Source organism: Sphingomonas sp., assembly GCF_017745215.1.
Taxonomy (GTDB): domain Bacteria; phylum Pseudomonadota; class Alphaproteobacteria; order Sphingomonadales; family Sphingomonadaceae; genus Sphingomonas.
This window is the reverse complement of record NZ_JAGHZV010000008.1, coordinates 35,543-51,708: the sequence shown is the minus strand read 5'-3', so window position 1 is coordinate 51,708 and position 16,166 is coordinate 35,543. Positions and strand designations below refer to the sequence as shown.

Genomic DNA, 16,166 nt, shown 5'->3' with positions numbered 1-16,166 from the left:
CAACCGGCAGGGAAGCATCGACATGAAATTCGCGAATCTCTTCGCATGCGGCGCGGCGACCGCGCTGGTGGCTGGCCAGGCGTTGGCGGGGCCGGTGGTCCAGTCTGGCGACGTCACGATCGTCCGCGACGGCAAGGTGATCGCGGCGAGCGCCTCGACCGCGTTGCGCCAGGGCGACCGCCTCGTCTCGCGGGATGGCGCCACGATCGCCTTCGAGGGCTGCACGATGACGCTCGAAGCGGGCTCGGTCGCGACGGTGAGCGGCGAGGGCTGCCGCGCCGCCGTCAAGTCGCTGTCGCTCGCGCGCGCCGATGTCGCGATGACCGGTGCGAGCGCGATGAAGGGCTCGAGCTGGCTGGTGGCGCTGCTCGCGCTCACCGCCGTGGTCGGCGGCGCGCTGGCCGCCGGCGGCAAGAACAAGCCCGCGAGCCCCTGATCCTGGCGGGCGGCTCAACCCTCCGCCTCCAGCATCAGTAGCTGCGCGAGCACCGCGATCGCGATGACGTCGGGCGCCTTGCCTGCGATCCCCGCGAGGCCGATCGGGCAAGTGAGGCGCGCGGCGTCGATCCCTTCCTTCGCCAGCCGCGACAGGAAACGCGCGCGCTTGGTCGCCGAGCCGATCAGCCCGACGAATCCCGCCTCGCCGCGCAGCGCCGCGGCGGCCAGGCGATAGTCGAGCGCATGGTCGTGCGTGAGGATCACCACGGCCGACCCCGCCGCCGCCCGCTCGGCGCAGGCAACCATCTCCGCCTCGCTCGCCAGCGACATGCCCGGCGTCTCGGCCGCTTCGGGCCGCGCGTCGAACCAGCCCAGGTGCAGCGGCAGCCCTTCCGCGCGGGCCGCGATCGCGCGGCCGACATGGCCCGCGCCGAACATCAGCACCCGCAGCATCGGTTCCTCGCCCGGCTCGACGAAGCGCGACCCCGCCTCGGGCAGCGCCCCGCGCGCCGGCAGCCGCGTCAGCGAGGCGCGGCGCTCGGCGGCCACGCGGACCAAGGGCTCGCCCAGCGTGACGTCCCACGGTCCGTGCCCCTCGGGCGCTTCGGCGAGCCGCTCGACCAGCAGCCGCACGCGCCCGCCGCAGCATTGGCCCAGCAGGGGGCCCAGCGGCCAGTCCTGCACGCGCCAGCTCCCCGGCGCTTGATCGAGGATCGCGCGCGCCTGCGCCGCCGCCTGGTGCTCGAGCGCGCCGCCGCCGATCGTCCCCGCGAGCCCCTCGGCAGTCACCAGCATGCGCGTGCCCGGCCCGCGCGGCGCCGAGCCTTCGGTCGCAAGCACGGTCACCAGTGCGGCGGGCCCATGGGCGAGCGCGTCGCGCGCCGCGACGGTCCAGTCACGCATCGCGCCGCCGCAGTTCGTCGATCGCCGCAAGGATGCGCTCGGGCGTCGCCGGCGCGTCGAGGCGGGGCATGCCCTTACCGGGTGCCGTCGCCATCACCGCCTGGGTGAGTGCCGAGAAGACCGAGATCGCGAGCATGAACGGCGGCTCGCCCACCGCCTTCGAACGGTGGATCGTGGGCTCGGCGTTGCGGCCGTGCTCCCACAGGCGAATGTCCATGTGCCTGGGCCGGTCGCCGGCAGTGGGGATCTTGTAGGTCGAAGGGGCATGGGTGAGCAGGCGGCCCTGGTCGTCGTAGACCAGCTCCTCGGTGGTCAGCCAGCCCATGCCCTGGATGAAGCCGCCCTCGACCTGCCCCAGGTCGATCGCCGGATTGAGGCTGCGGCCGACGTCGTGGAGGATGTCGACCGCGAGCACGCGATGCTCGCCGGTGAGCGCGTCGATCACGACTTCGGAAAGCGCCGCGCCATAGGCGAAGTAGAGGAAGGGCCGGCCGCGGTGGGTCGCGCGGTCGTAGGCGATCTTGGGGGTGGCGTAATAGCCGGTTGAGGAGAGTGACACGCGGCCGAGATAGGCCATGCGCACCAGCTCGGCGAAGCCGAGCCGCTCGGTGCCGACGATCACGCCGTCGCGCGTGAACTGCACCTGCTTCTCCGCCACGCCGAACTTGCCCGCGGCGAAGGCGACCAGCCGCTCGCGGATCGTCGCGGCGGCGCGGAAGGCGGCCATGCCGTTGAGGTCGGTGCCCGAGGAAGCGGCGGTAGCAGAGGTGTTGGGTACCTTGTCGGTCCGCGTCGCGGTGATCCGCACGGACTCGACCGGCACCGCGAACACGTCGGCGACCACTTGCGCCACCTTCACCATCAGCCCCTGGCCCATCTCGGTGCCGCCATGGTTCAGCTGGATCGAGCCGTCGGCATAGACGTGCACCAGCGCCCCGGCCTGGTTGAGGAAGGTGGTCGTGAAGCTGATCCCGAACTTCACCGGGGTCAGCGCCAGCCCCTTCTTGAGCAACGTGTGCGACGCATTGAACGCCGCGATCGCCGCGCGCCGCGCGTCGTAGTTCGCCGACGCCGCGAGCTCGGCGATCAGCTCGGGCGCGACATTATCCTCGACCGCCATGTGATAGGGCGTGAGATCGCGCCCCGGCCCGTAGAGATTGGCGCGGCGCACGGCGAGCGGGTCGAGCCCGAGGTGCTCGGCGATCGCGTCGATCAGATGCTCGGCGGCGAGCATCCCCTGCGGCCCGCCGAAGCCGCGGAACGCCGTGTTCGAGACCGTGTGGGTCTTGAGCCGATGGCTGACGATCTCCACCGCGGGGTAGAAATAGCAATTGTCGGCGTGGAACATCGCGCGGTCGTTGATCGCGGGCGAGAGGTCGGCGGTGGCGCCGCAGCGCGAGGCGAGGTCGTAGCGCACGCCCTGGATGCGGCCTTCGCCGTCGAAGCCGACGTCATAGGCGATGTCGAATTCGTGGCGCTTGCCGGTCAGCGCCATGTCGTCGTCGCGGTCGAGGCGGAGCTTGGCGGGAACGCCGGTCTTGTGCGCGACCAGCGCGGCGGCGGCGGCGATCGCGGCGGCCTGGGTCTCCTTGCCGCCGAACGCGCCGCCCATCCGCCGGACCTCGACGGTCACGTCGGCGTCGGGGATGTCGAGCAGCTTGGCGACGAGGTGCTGGACCTCGCTCGGATGCTGGGTCGAGCTCAGCACGTGCATCTGGCCGCCCTCGCCCGGCGTGGCGAGTGCGACCTGGCCTTCGAGGTAGAAATGCTCCTGCCCGCCCATCGCGATCCGGCCCTGGAGCCGGTGCGGCGCGGCGGCGAGCGCGCCTTCGGCATCCCCGCGCGCCATGCGCTGGGCGGGTTCGATCGTGGAGCCGGCTGCGCGCGCCTGGTCGATGGTGACGAGCGCAGGGAGGGGCTCGGTCTCGACGACCGCCAGTCGGGCGGCGGCGCGGGCGGCGTCGCGAGTAAGGGCCTCGACCACGAACAGCGGCTGGCCGGGATAGAGGATCTCGTCCTCGGCGAAGAGCTTGTCGTCGCCCGCGACGGGGCTGACGTCGTTGATCCCGGGGATGTCCTTGGCGGTATAGACTCGCGCGACGAGCGGCGATGCGCGGACCTTGGACAGGTCGAGCTTCACGATCCGGGCATGCCCAACCGGCGCCAGTCCGAAGGCGAGGTGCACCGTCCGCGCGGGCTCGGGCACGTCGTCGATGTAGAGCGCCGTGCCCGCGACATGGCCCTCGGCGCTGTCGTGCGGGAACGAGGCATGGACCGAGCCCGGCGGCGGGGGCGGCGCGTCAGCCATCGAGCGTCTCGTCGAGCACGCTGACCGGCTCGCCGCGCTGCGTCTCGTGCCACAGCCGGCGCAGCAGGTTCGCCGCGACCGCGAGCCGATAGGCGGAGGAGCCGCGCAAGTCGCTGAGCGGCTGATAGTCCTGGGACAGCGCCGCCGCCGCGGCTTCGATCGTGGCTTTGCTCCAGGCGCTGCCGGTGAGCGCCGCTTCGCAAGCGGCTGCGCGTTTGGGCGTTCCCGCCATTCCGCCGAACGCGACGCGCGCTTCGGCTACCGCGCCGTCGATGATCCGCAGCGCGAAGGCGCCGCACACCGCCGAGATGTCGCTGTCGAAGCGCTTGGAAAGCTTGGTGATCCGGATCAGCGCGTCAGGGGCGGGGCGGGGGATGAAGACGCTCTCGAGGAACTCGCCGGGCAAGCGGTGCTGCTTGCCGTAGCGGAGGAAATAATCCTCCAGCGGCATCGTCCGCCGCTCGTCACCGTGCCGCAGCGTCAGCGTCGCGCCGAGCGCGATCAGCGCGGGCGGGGTGTCGCCGATCGGCGAGCCGTTGGCGATGTTGCCGCCGATCGTCCCCGAGTTGCGCACCTGCACCCCGCCGATCCGCCGCACCAGCTCGCCGAGATCGGGATGCAGCCGCGCCAGCGCCGCGCGTGCGTCCGAATAGCGCACCCCCGCGCCGAGCGTGAGGCCGGTATCGCTTTCCTCGATCCCGCGCAGATCGGCCACGTCGCCGATGAAGATCACCGTGCCGAGCTCGCGCATCGCCTTGGTGACCCACAGCCCGACATCGGTCGCGCCCGCGACGATCCGCGCCTCGGGATGATCGAGCAATAGCGCCGCAAGCGCATCGGCCGTCTGTGGCTTGAACCAGCCGTCACCCTCGGTTGCTGGGGGGAGACAGCGCAGCAGCGCTGCCACCTTGGCATCGTCGCGCATGCCGGGCGGATTGGCTTCGCCCGCTGCCAGGATCGGCCCATAGCCGGTGCAGCGGCAGAGGTTGCCCGCCACCACATCCTTCACCGCCACCCCCTCGGTGCCGACCGCCCCGATGCTGCGGCCGTAGAGCGACATCACGAACCCCGGCGTGCAGAAACCGCATTGCGAGCCGTGCCCGTCGGCCATCGCGCGCTGCACCGGATGAAGTACGCCGCCCCGCGCGAGGCTCTCGATGGTCAGCACCGCCTTGCCGTCGAGCATCGGCGCGAAGAGGATGCAGGCATTGACCGCGCGCCATGCCACGCGCTCGCCGTCCAGCTCGCCGAGCAGGATCGTGCAGGCGCCGCAATCGCCTTCGGCACAGCCTTCCTTGGTGCCCGTCCGCCCGAGATGCTCGCGCAGCAGCTCGAGCGCGGTTCCGATCGCGCGCGCACCCGTTTCGACGTCGGTCTTGCCGTCGAGCAGGAAGCGGATGCGCGAGACCGTCAACTCAGCTCCCCCGATAGGTCGAATAGCCATAGGGCGAGACGAGCAGCGGTACGTGATAATGACCGCCCGCCTCAGCGATGCCGAACTCGATCGCGACGAGATCGAGGAACGGCGGATCGGCGAGCGCGATGCCGAGGCCCCGGAAATAGTCGGCGATCGAGAACTCCAGCGTGTAGGTGCCCGGCGTCAGCGGCTTGTCGGCGATCAGCTCGGGGCAGCGGCCATCGTCGTTGGTCGCGCCGCTGAACAGCAGCGAGCCATCGTGCCAGAGCCGAACCTTCACACCCGCGGCGGGGCGCCCGTGCGCGGTGTCGAGCACATGCGTGCTGAGGCTGGTCATGCGGCTTCTCCTGTCTCGCCGGGCGTCTCGTCGCGCCATTCGGCGGTGAATTCGGGCACCGCATAGGCGTGATAGGCGGCGACGATCGTCTCGCGCTCGTCGAGGAACAGCTGGTCCGCGACCCCCGTCGCCAGCCGCGGCAATGCGTGCCTGAGACCCGAGATCGCCGAGGCCGACAGCCCGAGGCTGACCACCGCAGCATAGTTGAACGCGAACAGCCCGTGAAGCGCGTCGGCATCCTCGGGCTTGTGCGGGAGCAGCTGGAAGCCGGGGCCGAGATAGGGATGCGTGTCGATCACCGGGTCAGCGCTGCCCGGCGGCGGGGTGAAGCGGTCGCCCCAGCGCGCGATCCTGCCCTGCACCAGCGCGAGCTCGGGGCGGAGCGCGGGATCGGTGACGAGGCCGGTCGAGAGGATCAGTTGGTCACAGGTGAAGCTGCCCCTGGGCGTGGAGACGCGGACGCCTTCGGGCGTCTCGACGACGTCGAGCCAGGGGCTGCCGAGCCGCAGCGCGAAGCCGGGGAAGGCGGCGGCGCGCTCGAACATGTCGGTCGTCGGCGGCATCGCGCGACCGAAGAAGCTCTTCATCACGTCGTACTTGCCGGCGTCGTCGAGCGCGGGATAGCGCTGGATCATGCCGGCGCCTTCCATGAAGCGGATCGGGTTGACGCGCGGCATCTCGCTGCGCCGCATGTGCACCTCGACGCGCGCCGCGCCGGCCTCGAGCGCGGTGCTGGCATTGTCGAACGCCGAGGCGCCGCCGCCGAGGATCGCGACGCGCTTGCCGGCGAGGCTCGCGAAGTCGATCGCTTCGCTGGTGTGCGCGTAACGGTGGCGCGGCAGCGCTTCGGCGATCATCGGCGGAATGTGCCAATGGCCGCCGCCCTGGATGCCGGTGGCGAGCACGACCTTGCGCGCGAGCAGGCTGGTGCCATCGCCAAGGTGCAGCCGGAAGCGGCCGCCGAGCGGCTCGATCAGCGTGACCCTGGCGTCATTGCGCACCGGCAGCCCGAGCACACGCCGGTACCAGCGGAGGTACGCCATCCACTCGAGCCGCGGGATCTTGCCGAGTTCGGCCCAGCTTTCGGCGCCGTGCTGCGCTTCCCACCAGGCGCGCGGGGTGAGGCTACCGACGCCGAGATCGATCGACGTGAGATGCTTGGGGGTGCGCAGCGTCGCCATGCGGGCGTAGCTGTCCCAGGGGCCTTCGTAACCGGATGGGTTCTCGTCGAGGATCAGGACGTTGCCGATCCGCTCGCGCATGATCGCGAAGGCGGCGCCCAGCCCGCTCTGGCCGCCGCCGATGATGACGACGTCGTGGGTATCGGACTGCGGTGCGAGCCAGTCGGCTTCGCCCCAGTTGAGGCAGGCGAGGTCGTGCGCGACGCGCGCTTCGAGTTCGGCCAGGCTCATGCGATCATCTCCAGCCGCAGCCGGACGATTTCGCCGATCTGGTACAGCGCTTCGGCGACCTCAACATTGCGATCGTTACCCAGCCGGCGTTCCATCGCGGCGAGGATGCCGGCCTTGTTGGAAAGGCGGACGCAGACGATGAAGGGGAAGCCGAATTTGTCGCGATAGGCGGTGTTGAGCGCGTGGAAGCGGTCGAATTCGGCGTGCGTCAGCCGGTCGAGCCCGGCGCTGGCCTGTTCGGCGGCGCTCGCTTGCGTGAGGGTGCCGTCGACCGCGGCCTTGCTGGCGAGCTCGGGGTGCGCGCGGATCAGCGCCAGCTGCTCCTCGGGCGTGGCGTCGGCGACGACGCGCATCAGCCCGGCGTGGAGGCTCGGCAGCGGCAGCCGCTGGGCGGCGCGCTCGACCACCCAGGGGCTGTGCTCGAACAGCGCCGAATAGCGCGCGATGAAGGCTTCGCGATCCTCGAGCCGCGTCACGATGTTGCCCCTTCGATCGAGACATGCGCCGAGACCACCTTCCACCCGTCGTCGAAGCGCACCCAGGCCTGGCTCTGCCGACCGCGCCTGTCGATTCCTTCGCGGAAGAATTCGGCGTTCGCGGTGGCGAAGTCGCTGCCATAGGTGGCGATCGCGACCCGGCCGAGGCGCCGCTGGGGCGAGCCGCCGCGGCCTTTGCGGAACTCGCGGATCGCTTCGATCCCGTAGAGGACTTCGCCGACTCCGTAGCGGACCGTGAACTCGCTCGCATGGAACAGCCGGTCCATCGCGGCGATGTCGTCGGCCATCAGCGCGCGCTCGTATTCGTGGAAGGCGGCGGTCACTTCGGCGACGATGGCGGGGTCGTTGAGCGTCATGCCGGATGCTCCGCCAGCCAGTGGCGCGCGATGTCGATGCGGCGCGCGATCCAGGCGTCGCCGCTGGCGATCACATGGTCGAGGAAGCGCGCCACCGCGAGCGCGCGCGCCGGCCGCCCGGCGATGCGGCCGTGCAGCCCCACCGACATCATCCGACCGCCCTCGGCGCGGAGTTGCTCGAAGGTGTCGCGGAGATAGCGGAAGAACTGGTCGGGCTCGGTGAAGCCGTTGAGCGCGACGAACTTCATGTCGTTGGCGTCGAGGCTGTAGGGGACGATCAGCTGCGCGCGGCCATGCCGGCGGTCGTAATGGGGCAGGTCGTCGGCATAGCTGTCGGCGTCATAGACGAAGCCGCCCTCCTCGACGACCAGCCGCGCAGTGTTGGGCGAGGTACGGCCCTGGTACCAGCCGAGCGGGCGGCTGCCGGTGAGGCGGGTGTGGATCTCGATCGCCCTGGCGACGTGCTCGCGTTCCACCGCCTCGGGGATCGATTGATAGTCGATCCAGCGATAGCCGTGGCTCGCGACTTCCCAGCCGGCGGCGAGCATCGCCTCGACCGCGGCGGGGTTGGCGTCCATCGCCTGCGCGACGCCGAAGACGGTGACCGGCGCCTGTCGCTCGGCGAAGAGGCGGTGGAGCCGCCAGAAACCGGCGCGCGAGCCATATTCGTAGAGGCTCTCCATCGCCATCGCGCGTGCAGGATGGGTAGCGGCGCCGACCATGTCGGAGAGGAAGCCTTCCGAGCGTTCGTCGCCGTTGAGGGTGCTGTTCTCGGCGCCTTCCTCGTAATTGATCACGAACTGAACCGCGACCTTCGCCCCGCCCGGCCAGCGAGGGTCGGGGGGATTGGGGCCGTAGCCGACGAGGTCGCGGGTCATCCGCTACACCGTCATCCCGGCGAAAGCCGGGACCCAGGGCCGCGAGCGACGTCTTCTGCAACCCTGGGTCCCGGCTTTCGCCGGGATGACGGGCATGGAAACGATCATCCGTGGTAGCTCCGCAGCGCCGCATCCACGCCGGCACCCGCGGGACAGGCGAAGCCCTCCGCGCGCAGCACTGCTTCGAGTGCGCCCAGCGTGATCAGCACCTTGTGCTTCATCGCATTGTACCCCATCGCGCCGATCCGCCACACGCGGCCCTGGAGCGGGCCGAAGCTGGTCCCGATCTCGATCTCGAAATCCTCGCGCATCCGGCGGCGCACGGCCTCGCCGTCGACGCCCTCGGGGATCAGGATGCCGGTCACGTTGGTCATGCGGAAACGGTCGTCGCCGAACACGGTCAGTCCCAGGGCCCTTGCGCCCGCGACCACCGCGCGGCCGGCTGCCGCGTGACGCGCGTAACGCGCCTCCAGACCCTCGCCGAGCACGACGCGGGCGCATTCGCGCGCGCCATAGAGCATCGTCGTCGCCTCGGTGTGGTGATTAAGCCGCTTTTCGCTCCAATAGTCCATCACCATCGCGAGGTCGAAATAGTTGGAGCCGATGCGGGCGCCGGTGCCGTTCGCCAGATCGGCTCGTGCGATGCCCTGCTCGATATGGCGGCGCGCGAAGATGTGCCCGGCCGCGCGATCCGATACGGTGATCGGTGCCGAGCCGGGGGGTCCACCCAAGCACTTCTGCAGCCCGCCGGTGACGACGTCGACGCTCCAGCGGTCGGCGGCGATCGCCATGCCGCCGATGGTCGCGGTCGCGTCGACATAGGAGAACGCGCCCGCCGCCTTGCAGAGGTCGCCGAGCCCGTCGAGCGGCTGCGCCATGGTGGTCGAGGTGTCGCCATGGACGCAGGCGACGACCCTGGGCCCGGTCCGCTCGATCGCGGCGGCGACCTGGTCCATCGGCACGGTCTCACCCCACGGCACCGAGAGCATCTCGACCCTCGCCCCGATCCGCTCGCCGATCTCGCGGAGCAGCAGCCCGAAACGGCCGAAGTCGATCACCAGCAGCGTGTCGCCGGGCGCGACGAGGCTGACCAGCGCGGCCTCGATCCCGGCGCGCGCAGTGCCGTCGACCAGGAAGGTCCAGCGGTTCTCCGTCCCGAAGATCGGGCGGTAGAGCGCCATCACCTGCTCCATGTATCCGGTCATCTCGGGGTCGAACTGGCCGAGCAGGTCCGCCGACATCGCGCGCAGCACGCGGGGGTGGGCGTTGACCGGGCCGGGGCCCATCAGCAGCCGCTGCGGGGGATCGATCTCGCCGAATAGGTCAGGGTGCAACGCTGTCTCCAAGCCGTTCGATGAAGCCGAGCATCACCTGTAGCGCAATCTCGGCGTCTTGCGCGTCGACATGCTCGGCGGGGTTGTGGCTGATGCCGTCCCGGCAGCGGAGGAACAGCATCGCGGTGGGGCAGAGCGCGGCCATCGTCATTGCGTCATGCCCCGCGCCCGAGGGGAGGCGGAACGCGGGTCGACCGGCGGTGGCGACCGCCGCCGAGAGCAGGTCCATCAGCGCCGGATCGCAGGGGCTGGCGGCAAGGTCGTTGACCTGCTCGCCGACGAGCGCGACGCCGCGCGCCGCCGCGATCGCGTCGAACTCGGCGAGGATGGTGCGCGCCGCAGCGTCGCGGCGGCCGGCGTCGAGCGAACGGACGTCGAGGGTGAACTCGACCTTCCCCGGAATCACATTGGGCGCGCCGGGCGCAGCCGTGAGGCGGCCGACCGTCGCCACCAGGTCCGACGCCGCCTCGCGCGCGACCTGCTCGGCGGCGAGCACCATCTCGGCCGCGGCGGCGAGGGCATCGTGGCGGAGCGGCATCGTCGTGGTGCCCGCATGCCCGGCCATGCCGGTGACGGTGAACCGGTAGCGCAGCTGCCCGGCGATGCCGGTGACCACGCCCACCGCCAGCCCATGGGCCTCGAGCACCGGGCCCTGCTCGATATGCGCTTCGAAATAGGCGAGCGCGGGCCCGTGCGCGGCGCGGGCGAAGCGCAGCGTCGACAGTTCGAAGGGGGCGAGCGCTTCGTCGAGCGACAGGCCCTTGACGTCTTCGACTTCCAGCGTCGCAGGGTCGAGCGTCCCCGCGACCGCACGGCTGGTGAGCATCGAGGCGGGGAAGCGCGAGCCTTCCTCGTCGCCGAACGCGTAGATCTCGATCGCGAAGGGCATCCGCCGCCCGGCGCGGTGGAGCGCGTCGACCGCTTCGATCGCGAGCATCACGCCCAGCGGGCCATCGTAGCGGCCGGCGTCGCGGACGCTGTCGATATGGCTGCCGAGGATCAGCGGCGGCGCGTCGCCGATGCCCTCGTAGCTGCCGACCAGGTTCGCCGCCTCGTCGATGCGGGTCTGCATCCCCGCTTCCTGCATCCAGCCCGCGATCGCGCGCTGGGTGGCGGCGAAGGCGGGGGTGAGATAGGCGCGGAACAGCAGGTCGGGCGCGTCGCTGTAGGGCGCGGCGCCGAGTTCGTCGCATCGCGCCACCGCTCGCGCGCCGCTCACCATCCCGCCACCGCGCCGTCGCTGCGCGGATCGGTCGCGCCTTCGTAGCTGCCGTCGGGGTGGAGCACGATCGCGCCGGCGTGGCCCATCATCTGGCTGAACCCGCCCACCACTTCGACGTCATGCCCCGCCGCGCGCAACTGCTCGATCAGCGGCGGCGGGAATCGGTCCTCGATCTTGAGCGTCACGCTCGCCTCGCCCCAGGTGCGGCCGAGCAGCCAGCGCGGGCGCGTGATCGCGTCCTGCAGCTCGACGCCGTGGTGGGCGTAGCGCGTGAAGATCGCCGCCTGGGTCTGCGGCTGGCCTTCGCCGCCCATCGTGCCATAGGCCATGATCCGCCCGTCGGTGAACTCGGCGAGCGCGGGGTTGAGCGTGTGGAAGGGCTTGCGGCCGGGCATCAGCGCGTTCCAGCCGTCGGGCGCGAGGCGGAAGCTGCTGCCGCGGTTCTGCCAGGTGATGCCGGTGCGCGGCAGGGTGACGCCCGAGCCGAACTCGAAATAGACGCTCTGGATCGCGCTGACGACACGCCCCTCGGCATCGGCGACGGCGAACCAGCAGGTGTCGCCGGCGGAAGCGGGGCGCGGCCAGGGCAGGGCGCGCTCGAGGTCGATCGCGCTGGTGCGCTGCTCCAGCCAGCCATTGTGATCGAGCATGGCCTGCAGATTGACATAGCCCGGCATGTAGCGCGGATCGCCGACCACGTCGTCGCGGATCATGAAGGCGCTCTTGGTCGCTTCGACCAGCCGGTGGACATGGTCGAAGCCGTCCGCCGCCGTTGCGGTGATCCGGTCGTAGAGCGCGAGGATCATCAGCGAGGCGAAGCCCTGCGTCGGCGGCGCGCTGTTGTAGAGCCGCGCGCCGTCGATGCGGCGGTGGAGCGGCTCGGGGCGCTCGGCCCTGTGTGCCGCGAGGTCGTCGGCGGTGACCAGCCCGCCGAGCTCGGCGAAGTCCGCGGCGATCGCGGCGCCGACGCTGCCGGTGTAGAAGCTGCGAAGCCCTTCGGCCGCGAGCGTGCGCAGCGTCCGCGCCAGCGCGGGCTGGTAGAGCAGGTCGCCCTTCCTCACCTCGCCGTAGATCGCGCTCCAGTCGCCGGGCTGGGCGGCGAGCTCGGTGCCCTTTGTCGCGACGATGTCGGCGCCGCTGCGCGTCACGGGGACGCCGGACTGGGCATGGTGGATCGCGTCGCGCAGCACGCGGTCGAGCGGGAGCAGGCTGGCCGAGAGCATCGCCTCCCAGGCGGAGATCGTCCCCGCGACGGTGTTCGCGGCGAGCAGCCCGCGCGTGGGGATCGCGTCGTACCCGGCGTAGCGCTCGAGCGTGGCCGCTTGTGCCGCGCCGCCGCAGCCATGGACCGCGTGGATCGTGCCGTCTGGCTCGCTGACCAGCCAGAAGCTGTCGCCGCCGATCCCGGTCATGTGCGGATAGACCACCGCCAGCGTCGCCGCGACCGCCACTGCCGCATCGGCCGCGGTGCCGCCCTCCTGCAGCACGCTCAGCCCTGCCTGGCTGGCGAGATGGTGCGGCGCGGTCACCACGCCGCGCGCGTATCGGACGGTCTTCTGCATCAGCCCGCCGCCGAGAGCCAGACGAAGCGCGCGACGAACAGCGCGCCGAGCAGGAGCAGCAGCCAGTCCTTGCCGCCGATCTTGCCGCGGATCAGCTTGATCAGCGCATGCGCGGTGATGCCGAAGGCGAGGCCGTTGGCGATCGAGAAGGTCAGCGGGATCATCGCGACGGTGAGGAAGGCAGGCACGGCGGCTTCGGCATCGGCCCAGTCGATCTCGGCGAGCGGCGCCATCATCAGCCCGCCGACGAGGATCAGCGCGGGCGCGGTCGCGGCGAGGGGCACGAGCTGGGCATAGGGCGCGAGGAAGGTCGCGGCGAGGAAGAGCACGCCGGTCACCACCGCGGTGAGGCCGGTGCGCCCGCCCGCCTGCACGCCGGCGGCGCTCTCGACATAGCTGGTCACCGTGCTCGTTCCCATCAGCGCGCCGAAGATCGTCGCGATCGAATCGGTCAGGAGGATGCGGTTGAGCCGGGGCACCTTGCCGTTGGCGTCGATCAGCCCGGCGCGCTTGGTGACGCCGACGAGCGTGCCGATGTTGTCGAACAGGTCGACGAACAGGAAGACGAAGAGGATCTCGAACAGCCCCAGGCCGTGGCTGCCCGAAAGGCCGAACACCCCGGCGAGGTCGAGGTGGAAGGCGGTCTGCGAGATGGCGGCGAGGTCGTAGGGCTGCGGGTGGAAGCTCACCGCGCCGGCGAGCCAGCCGACCAGCGTGGTCGCGACGATGCCGATCAGGATCGCCGCGCGCACGCCCCAGGCGGCGAGGACCGCGATCACCAGCAGGCCGAGCAGCGCGAGCCAGGCGCTCGGCGCGTGGAGATTGCCGAGCGTGACGAGGGTGGCGGGGCTGGCGACGATGATCCTGGCGTTCTCGAGCCCGATGAAGCCGATGAACAGCCCGATCCCGCCCGCGACCGCGGCGAAGAGGTGCTGCGGGATCGCGGCGATGATCAGCTGGCGGATGCCCGCGACGGTGAGCAGCAGGAAGGCCACGCCCGAGATCAGCACGCAGCCCAGCGCCACCGGCCAGGGAACGCCCATGCCGAGCACGACGGTGTAGGTGAAATAGGCGTTGAGCCCCATGCCCGGCGCGAGCGCGAGCGGCATGTTGGCGGCGAGGCCCATCAGGATGCTCGCAAACCCCGCCGCGATGCAGGTCGCCGCCGCCACCGCCGCAACGGGCAGCCCCGCCTCGCCGAGGATCGCGGGGTTGACCAGCACGATATAGGCCATGGTGAGGAAGGTGGTGACGCCCGCCAGCACTTCGGTGCGCGCGTCGGTGCCGCGCGCGCTGAGCTCGAAGCGCCGGTCGAGCGGCCCCAGCGTCGGTTCCTCGGTGTCGGTCATGGTTGCGCCCCCGCAAGCTCGTTGCCCGCGAGCATAGCGGGCGGGTGCGGCATGAAAAGAGTCCCTGGAGCAAGAAGGCGAGTGTATTATTTGAATAATACAGTTTACACGGTTGACACCAATCATGCGAGAAACCGCTGTTCGGCATGAGCGAGTGCGCGTCGGCTCGAAGGGGGCGCGGGTGCGGATCGACGATGCGAAAGAGCGGCAGGCAGGCTCGCGCCTCAATTCCTATTTTGGGCACCTATCCCCTTTGGACATGTAGCGTTAAATCTAGTAGTTGGTCGCCTCCAATGAGGCCGGTCGCGAACTGCGAGTCGGCGGGGGCGAGATCGCGCGCATGCATCGGCACACTTGGGAACTCATTCATAAATTCATTGTCTGGGTACCTAGCGCGCTTATCACCGGGTATTTTTTCCTTCTCGAGATCGCGAGCAGCGCCTCTAACCCGATCGCCAAGGCTTGGTCAGATAATCAATGGGTCATGTTGGCCGCAATGACCAAAGCCGCGTACGTTCTGCCTTGGGCATCCGTTTTGCTCGGCCTCTGGATTGTGGTGGTGCTGTGGTCTGCGCGCCAGATGCGCGAAACTGCCAAGTTGAAAAGTGATCCGACACATCAGGCGCGCGGTCTTGTGGTCATGATAATCGAGCGGATTCGAACCGTATTAGGATTGCGCGCTGTAGCGCGGGTGACTGCATCCGTTGAAACCAAGGTTTCGCGCGCGGGAGCGATAGCCAATGAACGTATTCCACTGCTTGATTTGCGTAACCTGGCGATCGGCGCTGGCTGGCCGACAGACCATCAAGACGCAAAATGGCTCGATTTCACGAAGGCGTTGCGACAGTCTGCCGTTGACGGTTTGCTGAATGTGTGGGGCCGGCAGAACAGCAGTGACGTTGACGAGCTTGTGGCAAATGAGCCGCTGCTTTTGATCGATAAGTCGCATTGGATAGCCTTTGAGATCGACACGATCAGCATGTGCTCCGCCAACAAAAACCTGAATGTGCGCACCTACAATATGCGTGCCCATGACTGGGGTAAGCGCGACAGCTACAGAGATTTGCATGTGTCGAATGGTCAGGCGGAACAGTGGCTCAAAAACCTGCCATTCCGGAAAGGAGGGGCTTCTGATGAATGATCCCAACGAACGGTTTGACCGCCTCCTAGAGGCGATGGCGCCGCCTATCGAGCGAAAGAGGCCATCAGGCGAGGCAGCATCAGATGGGGCATCTGACGCATGTTCCAACGATACTCAAACTCCCCGAGATACTTCGGCAGATGCTTCGAGCTGACATGGATATGCGTACCGTTGATGCCCCGCTTGAGCGATGCCCAGAACCCCTCAAGGGCGTTCACGGTCGCACCAGTGCGGCGGCACACATACTCGCCCATCCGGTGGTTCACCGCCTCATGCGTGTACGCCATTCCCGCCATGTTCCCCACCGTGATGTAGGTCCGATATTCGTCGGTATGAAGCAGCGATCGCGGCGCGACCGTCGCCTTCACCAGCGGGAAAAGTGTGCCTCGCGTGCGGTTCGGAACGAGCGCCGTAACCACAGCGCCACCGCATTCGAGCATGCCGAACACGATAGCCTTGCCTTCTGCCGGATCGCCGCCGCGCTTGCCGCGATCGAAGCGCCCGCCAACAAAGGTTTCGTCGAGTTGGACGATCTTGCCATCGCCGCCGATGGGCCCGCTGCCATCGACCTCGCCCATGTACTTCCGGATTTCGTGGCACATGCGCCAAGCGGTCTTGTAGGTGACGCCAAGCTGCCGCTCGACTTCCTTCGCCGCCACGCCGTTCCGCGAGGCGCAGAACTGGAACATCACGAAGAACCAGTCGCGCAGCGGCGTGCGCGTGCGCTCAAAGGGGGTTCCGGCAGTCGGGTAAATCTGGTGCGCGCACCACTGGCATTGGTACGAACGGCGCTTCGCCACACGCGAATAGCGCGCCTCGCGCCCGCAGCCCGGACAATCGAAGTCGGCGCCGTAGCGAACCTGAAACAGGTGATCCAGGCACGCCTCCTCGGTCGGAAAGCGGTCCTGAAACTCGCGGAGCGTGGGGGCTCTGGTTTTCGTCATGCCCGATTGTGTACCACAAACGTTTACATGTCGCAAGGGGATAATTGCCCTATTTTGCAACCCGCCGA

At 69.4% G+C, this 16,166-nt stretch carries 15 protein-coding genes; 2 read left to right on the top strand and 13 right to left on the bottom strand.

Annotated elements, in window-relative coordinates:
* Positions 1–22: 22 nt before the first annotated feature.
* Positions 23–436: a hypothetical protein gene (locus J7495_RS10020; RefSeq protein WP_294056351.1), complete on the top strand. Its 414-nt coding sequence runs from the start codon at positions 23–25 to the stop codon at positions 434–436.
* A gap of 14 nt (positions 437–450) precedes the next feature.
* Here J7495_RS10020 and xdhC read toward each other — a convergent pair whose 3' ends face one another.
* The 12 genes from xdhC to J7495_RS09960 all read right to left on the bottom strand — a co-directional run bounded on the left by xdhC (position 451) and on the right by J7495_RS09960 (position 14,013).
* Complete coding sequence (gene xdhC / locus J7495_RS10015; protein WP_294056350.1) at positions 451–1,341, bottom strand: xanthine dehydrogenase accessory protein XdhC; 891 nt, start codon at positions 1,339–1,341, stop codon at positions 451–453.
* Positions 1,334–3,649 (bottom strand): xanthine dehydrogenase molybdopterin binding subunit, encoded by a 2,316-nt coding sequence (xdhB, locus tag J7495_RS10010; RefSeq protein ID WP_294056349.1) that lies wholly within the window; start codon positions 3,647–3,649, stop codon positions 1,334–1,336. Before xdhB ends, xdhC begins: the two co-directional genes overlap by 8 nt.
* Positions 3,642–5,063, bottom strand: a complete 1,422-nt coding sequence (gene xdhA, locus J7495_RS10005; protein WP_294056348.1) for a xanthine dehydrogenase small subunit — start codon at positions 5,061–5,063, stop codon at positions 3,642–3,644. Before xdhA ends, xdhB begins: the two co-directional genes overlap by 8 nt.
* 1 nt (position 5,064) lies before the next feature.
* The gene (gene uraH, locus J7495_RS10000) at positions 5,065–5,403 is read right to left on the bottom strand and encodes a hydroxyisourate hydrolase (protein WP_294056347.1); all 339 of its coding nucleotides are present in this window, start codon (positions 5,401–5,403) and stop codon (positions 5,065–5,067) included.
* Entirely contained in the window at positions 5,400–6,815 is a 1,416-nt protein-coding gene (locus J7495_RS09995) for an NAD(P)/FAD-dependent oxidoreductase (RefSeq protein WP_294056346.1), read from the bottom strand. Before J7495_RS09995 ends, uraH begins: the two co-directional genes overlap by 4 nt.
* Positions 6,812–7,291 carry a 2-oxo-4-hydroxy-4-carboxy-5-ureidoimidazoline decarboxylase gene (uraD, locus tag J7495_RS09990; RefSeq protein WP_294056345.1) on the bottom strand — a complete coding sequence of 160 codons (480 nt, stop codon included), beginning with the start codon at positions 7,289–7,291 and terminating at the stop codon, positions 6,812–6,814. Before uraD ends, J7495_RS09995 begins: the two co-directional genes overlap by 4 nt.
* A complete protein-coding gene (gene hpxZ / locus J7495_RS09985; protein ID WP_294056344.1) occupies positions 7,288–7,668 on the bottom strand; it encodes an oxalurate catabolism protein HpxZ in 381 nt (126 codons plus the stop codon). The genes uraD and hpxZ overlap by 4 nt, the downstream gene beginning before the upstream one ends.
* On the bottom strand, positions 7,665–8,546 hold the full coding sequence (gene puuE / locus J7495_RS09980; RefSeq protein WP_294056343.1) for an allantoinase PuuE: 882 nt from the start codon (positions 8,544–8,546) through the stop codon (positions 7,665–7,667). Before puuE ends, hpxZ begins: the two co-directional genes overlap by 4 nt.
* Before the next feature lie 104 nt (positions 8,547–8,650).
* Entirely contained in the window at positions 8,651–9,832 is a 1,182-nt protein-coding gene (locus J7495_RS09975) for an alanine--glyoxylate aminotransferase family protein (protein WP_294056543.1), read from the bottom strand.
* Between the two features lie 37 nt (positions 9,833–9,869).
* Positions 9,870–11,102 carry an allantoate amidohydrolase gene (locus tag J7495_RS09970; RefSeq protein WP_294056342.1) on the bottom strand — a complete coding sequence of 411 codons (1,233 nt, stop codon included), beginning with the start codon at positions 11,100–11,102 and terminating at the stop codon, positions 9,870–9,872.
* The gene (locus tag J7495_RS09965) at positions 11,096–12,664 is read right to left on the bottom strand and encodes a gamma-glutamyltransferase family protein (RefSeq protein ID WP_294056341.1); all 1,569 of its coding nucleotides are present in this window, start codon (positions 12,662–12,664) and stop codon (positions 11,096–11,098) included. Before J7495_RS09965 ends, J7495_RS09970 begins: the two co-directional genes overlap by 7 nt.
* Positions 12,664–14,013 carry an NCS2 family permease gene (locus J7495_RS09960; RefSeq protein ID WP_294056340.1) on the bottom strand — a complete coding sequence of 450 codons (1,350 nt, stop codon included), beginning with the start codon at positions 14,011–14,013 and terminating at the stop codon, positions 12,664–12,666. The genes J7495_RS09965 and J7495_RS09960 overlap by 1 nt, the downstream gene beginning before the upstream one ends.
* Positions 14,014–14,293: 280 nt before the next feature.
* Between J7495_RS09960 and J7495_RS09955 the strand changes: the two genes are divergently transcribed.
* Positions 14,294–15,154: a hypothetical protein gene (locus tag J7495_RS09955; protein WP_294056339.1), complete on the top strand. Its 861-nt coding sequence runs from the start codon at positions 14,294–14,296 to the stop codon at positions 15,152–15,154.
* 44 nt (positions 15,155–15,198) lie between these two features.
* Here the strand turns inward: J7495_RS09955 and J7495_RS09950 are convergent, their stop codons facing one another.
* Positions 15,199–16,098, bottom strand: coding sequence for an IS1595 family transposase (locus J7495_RS09950; RefSeq protein ID WP_294056338.1), 900 nt, complete (start codon positions 16,096–16,098; stop codon positions 15,199–15,201).
* Positions 16,099–16,166 lie beyond the last annotated feature (68 nt).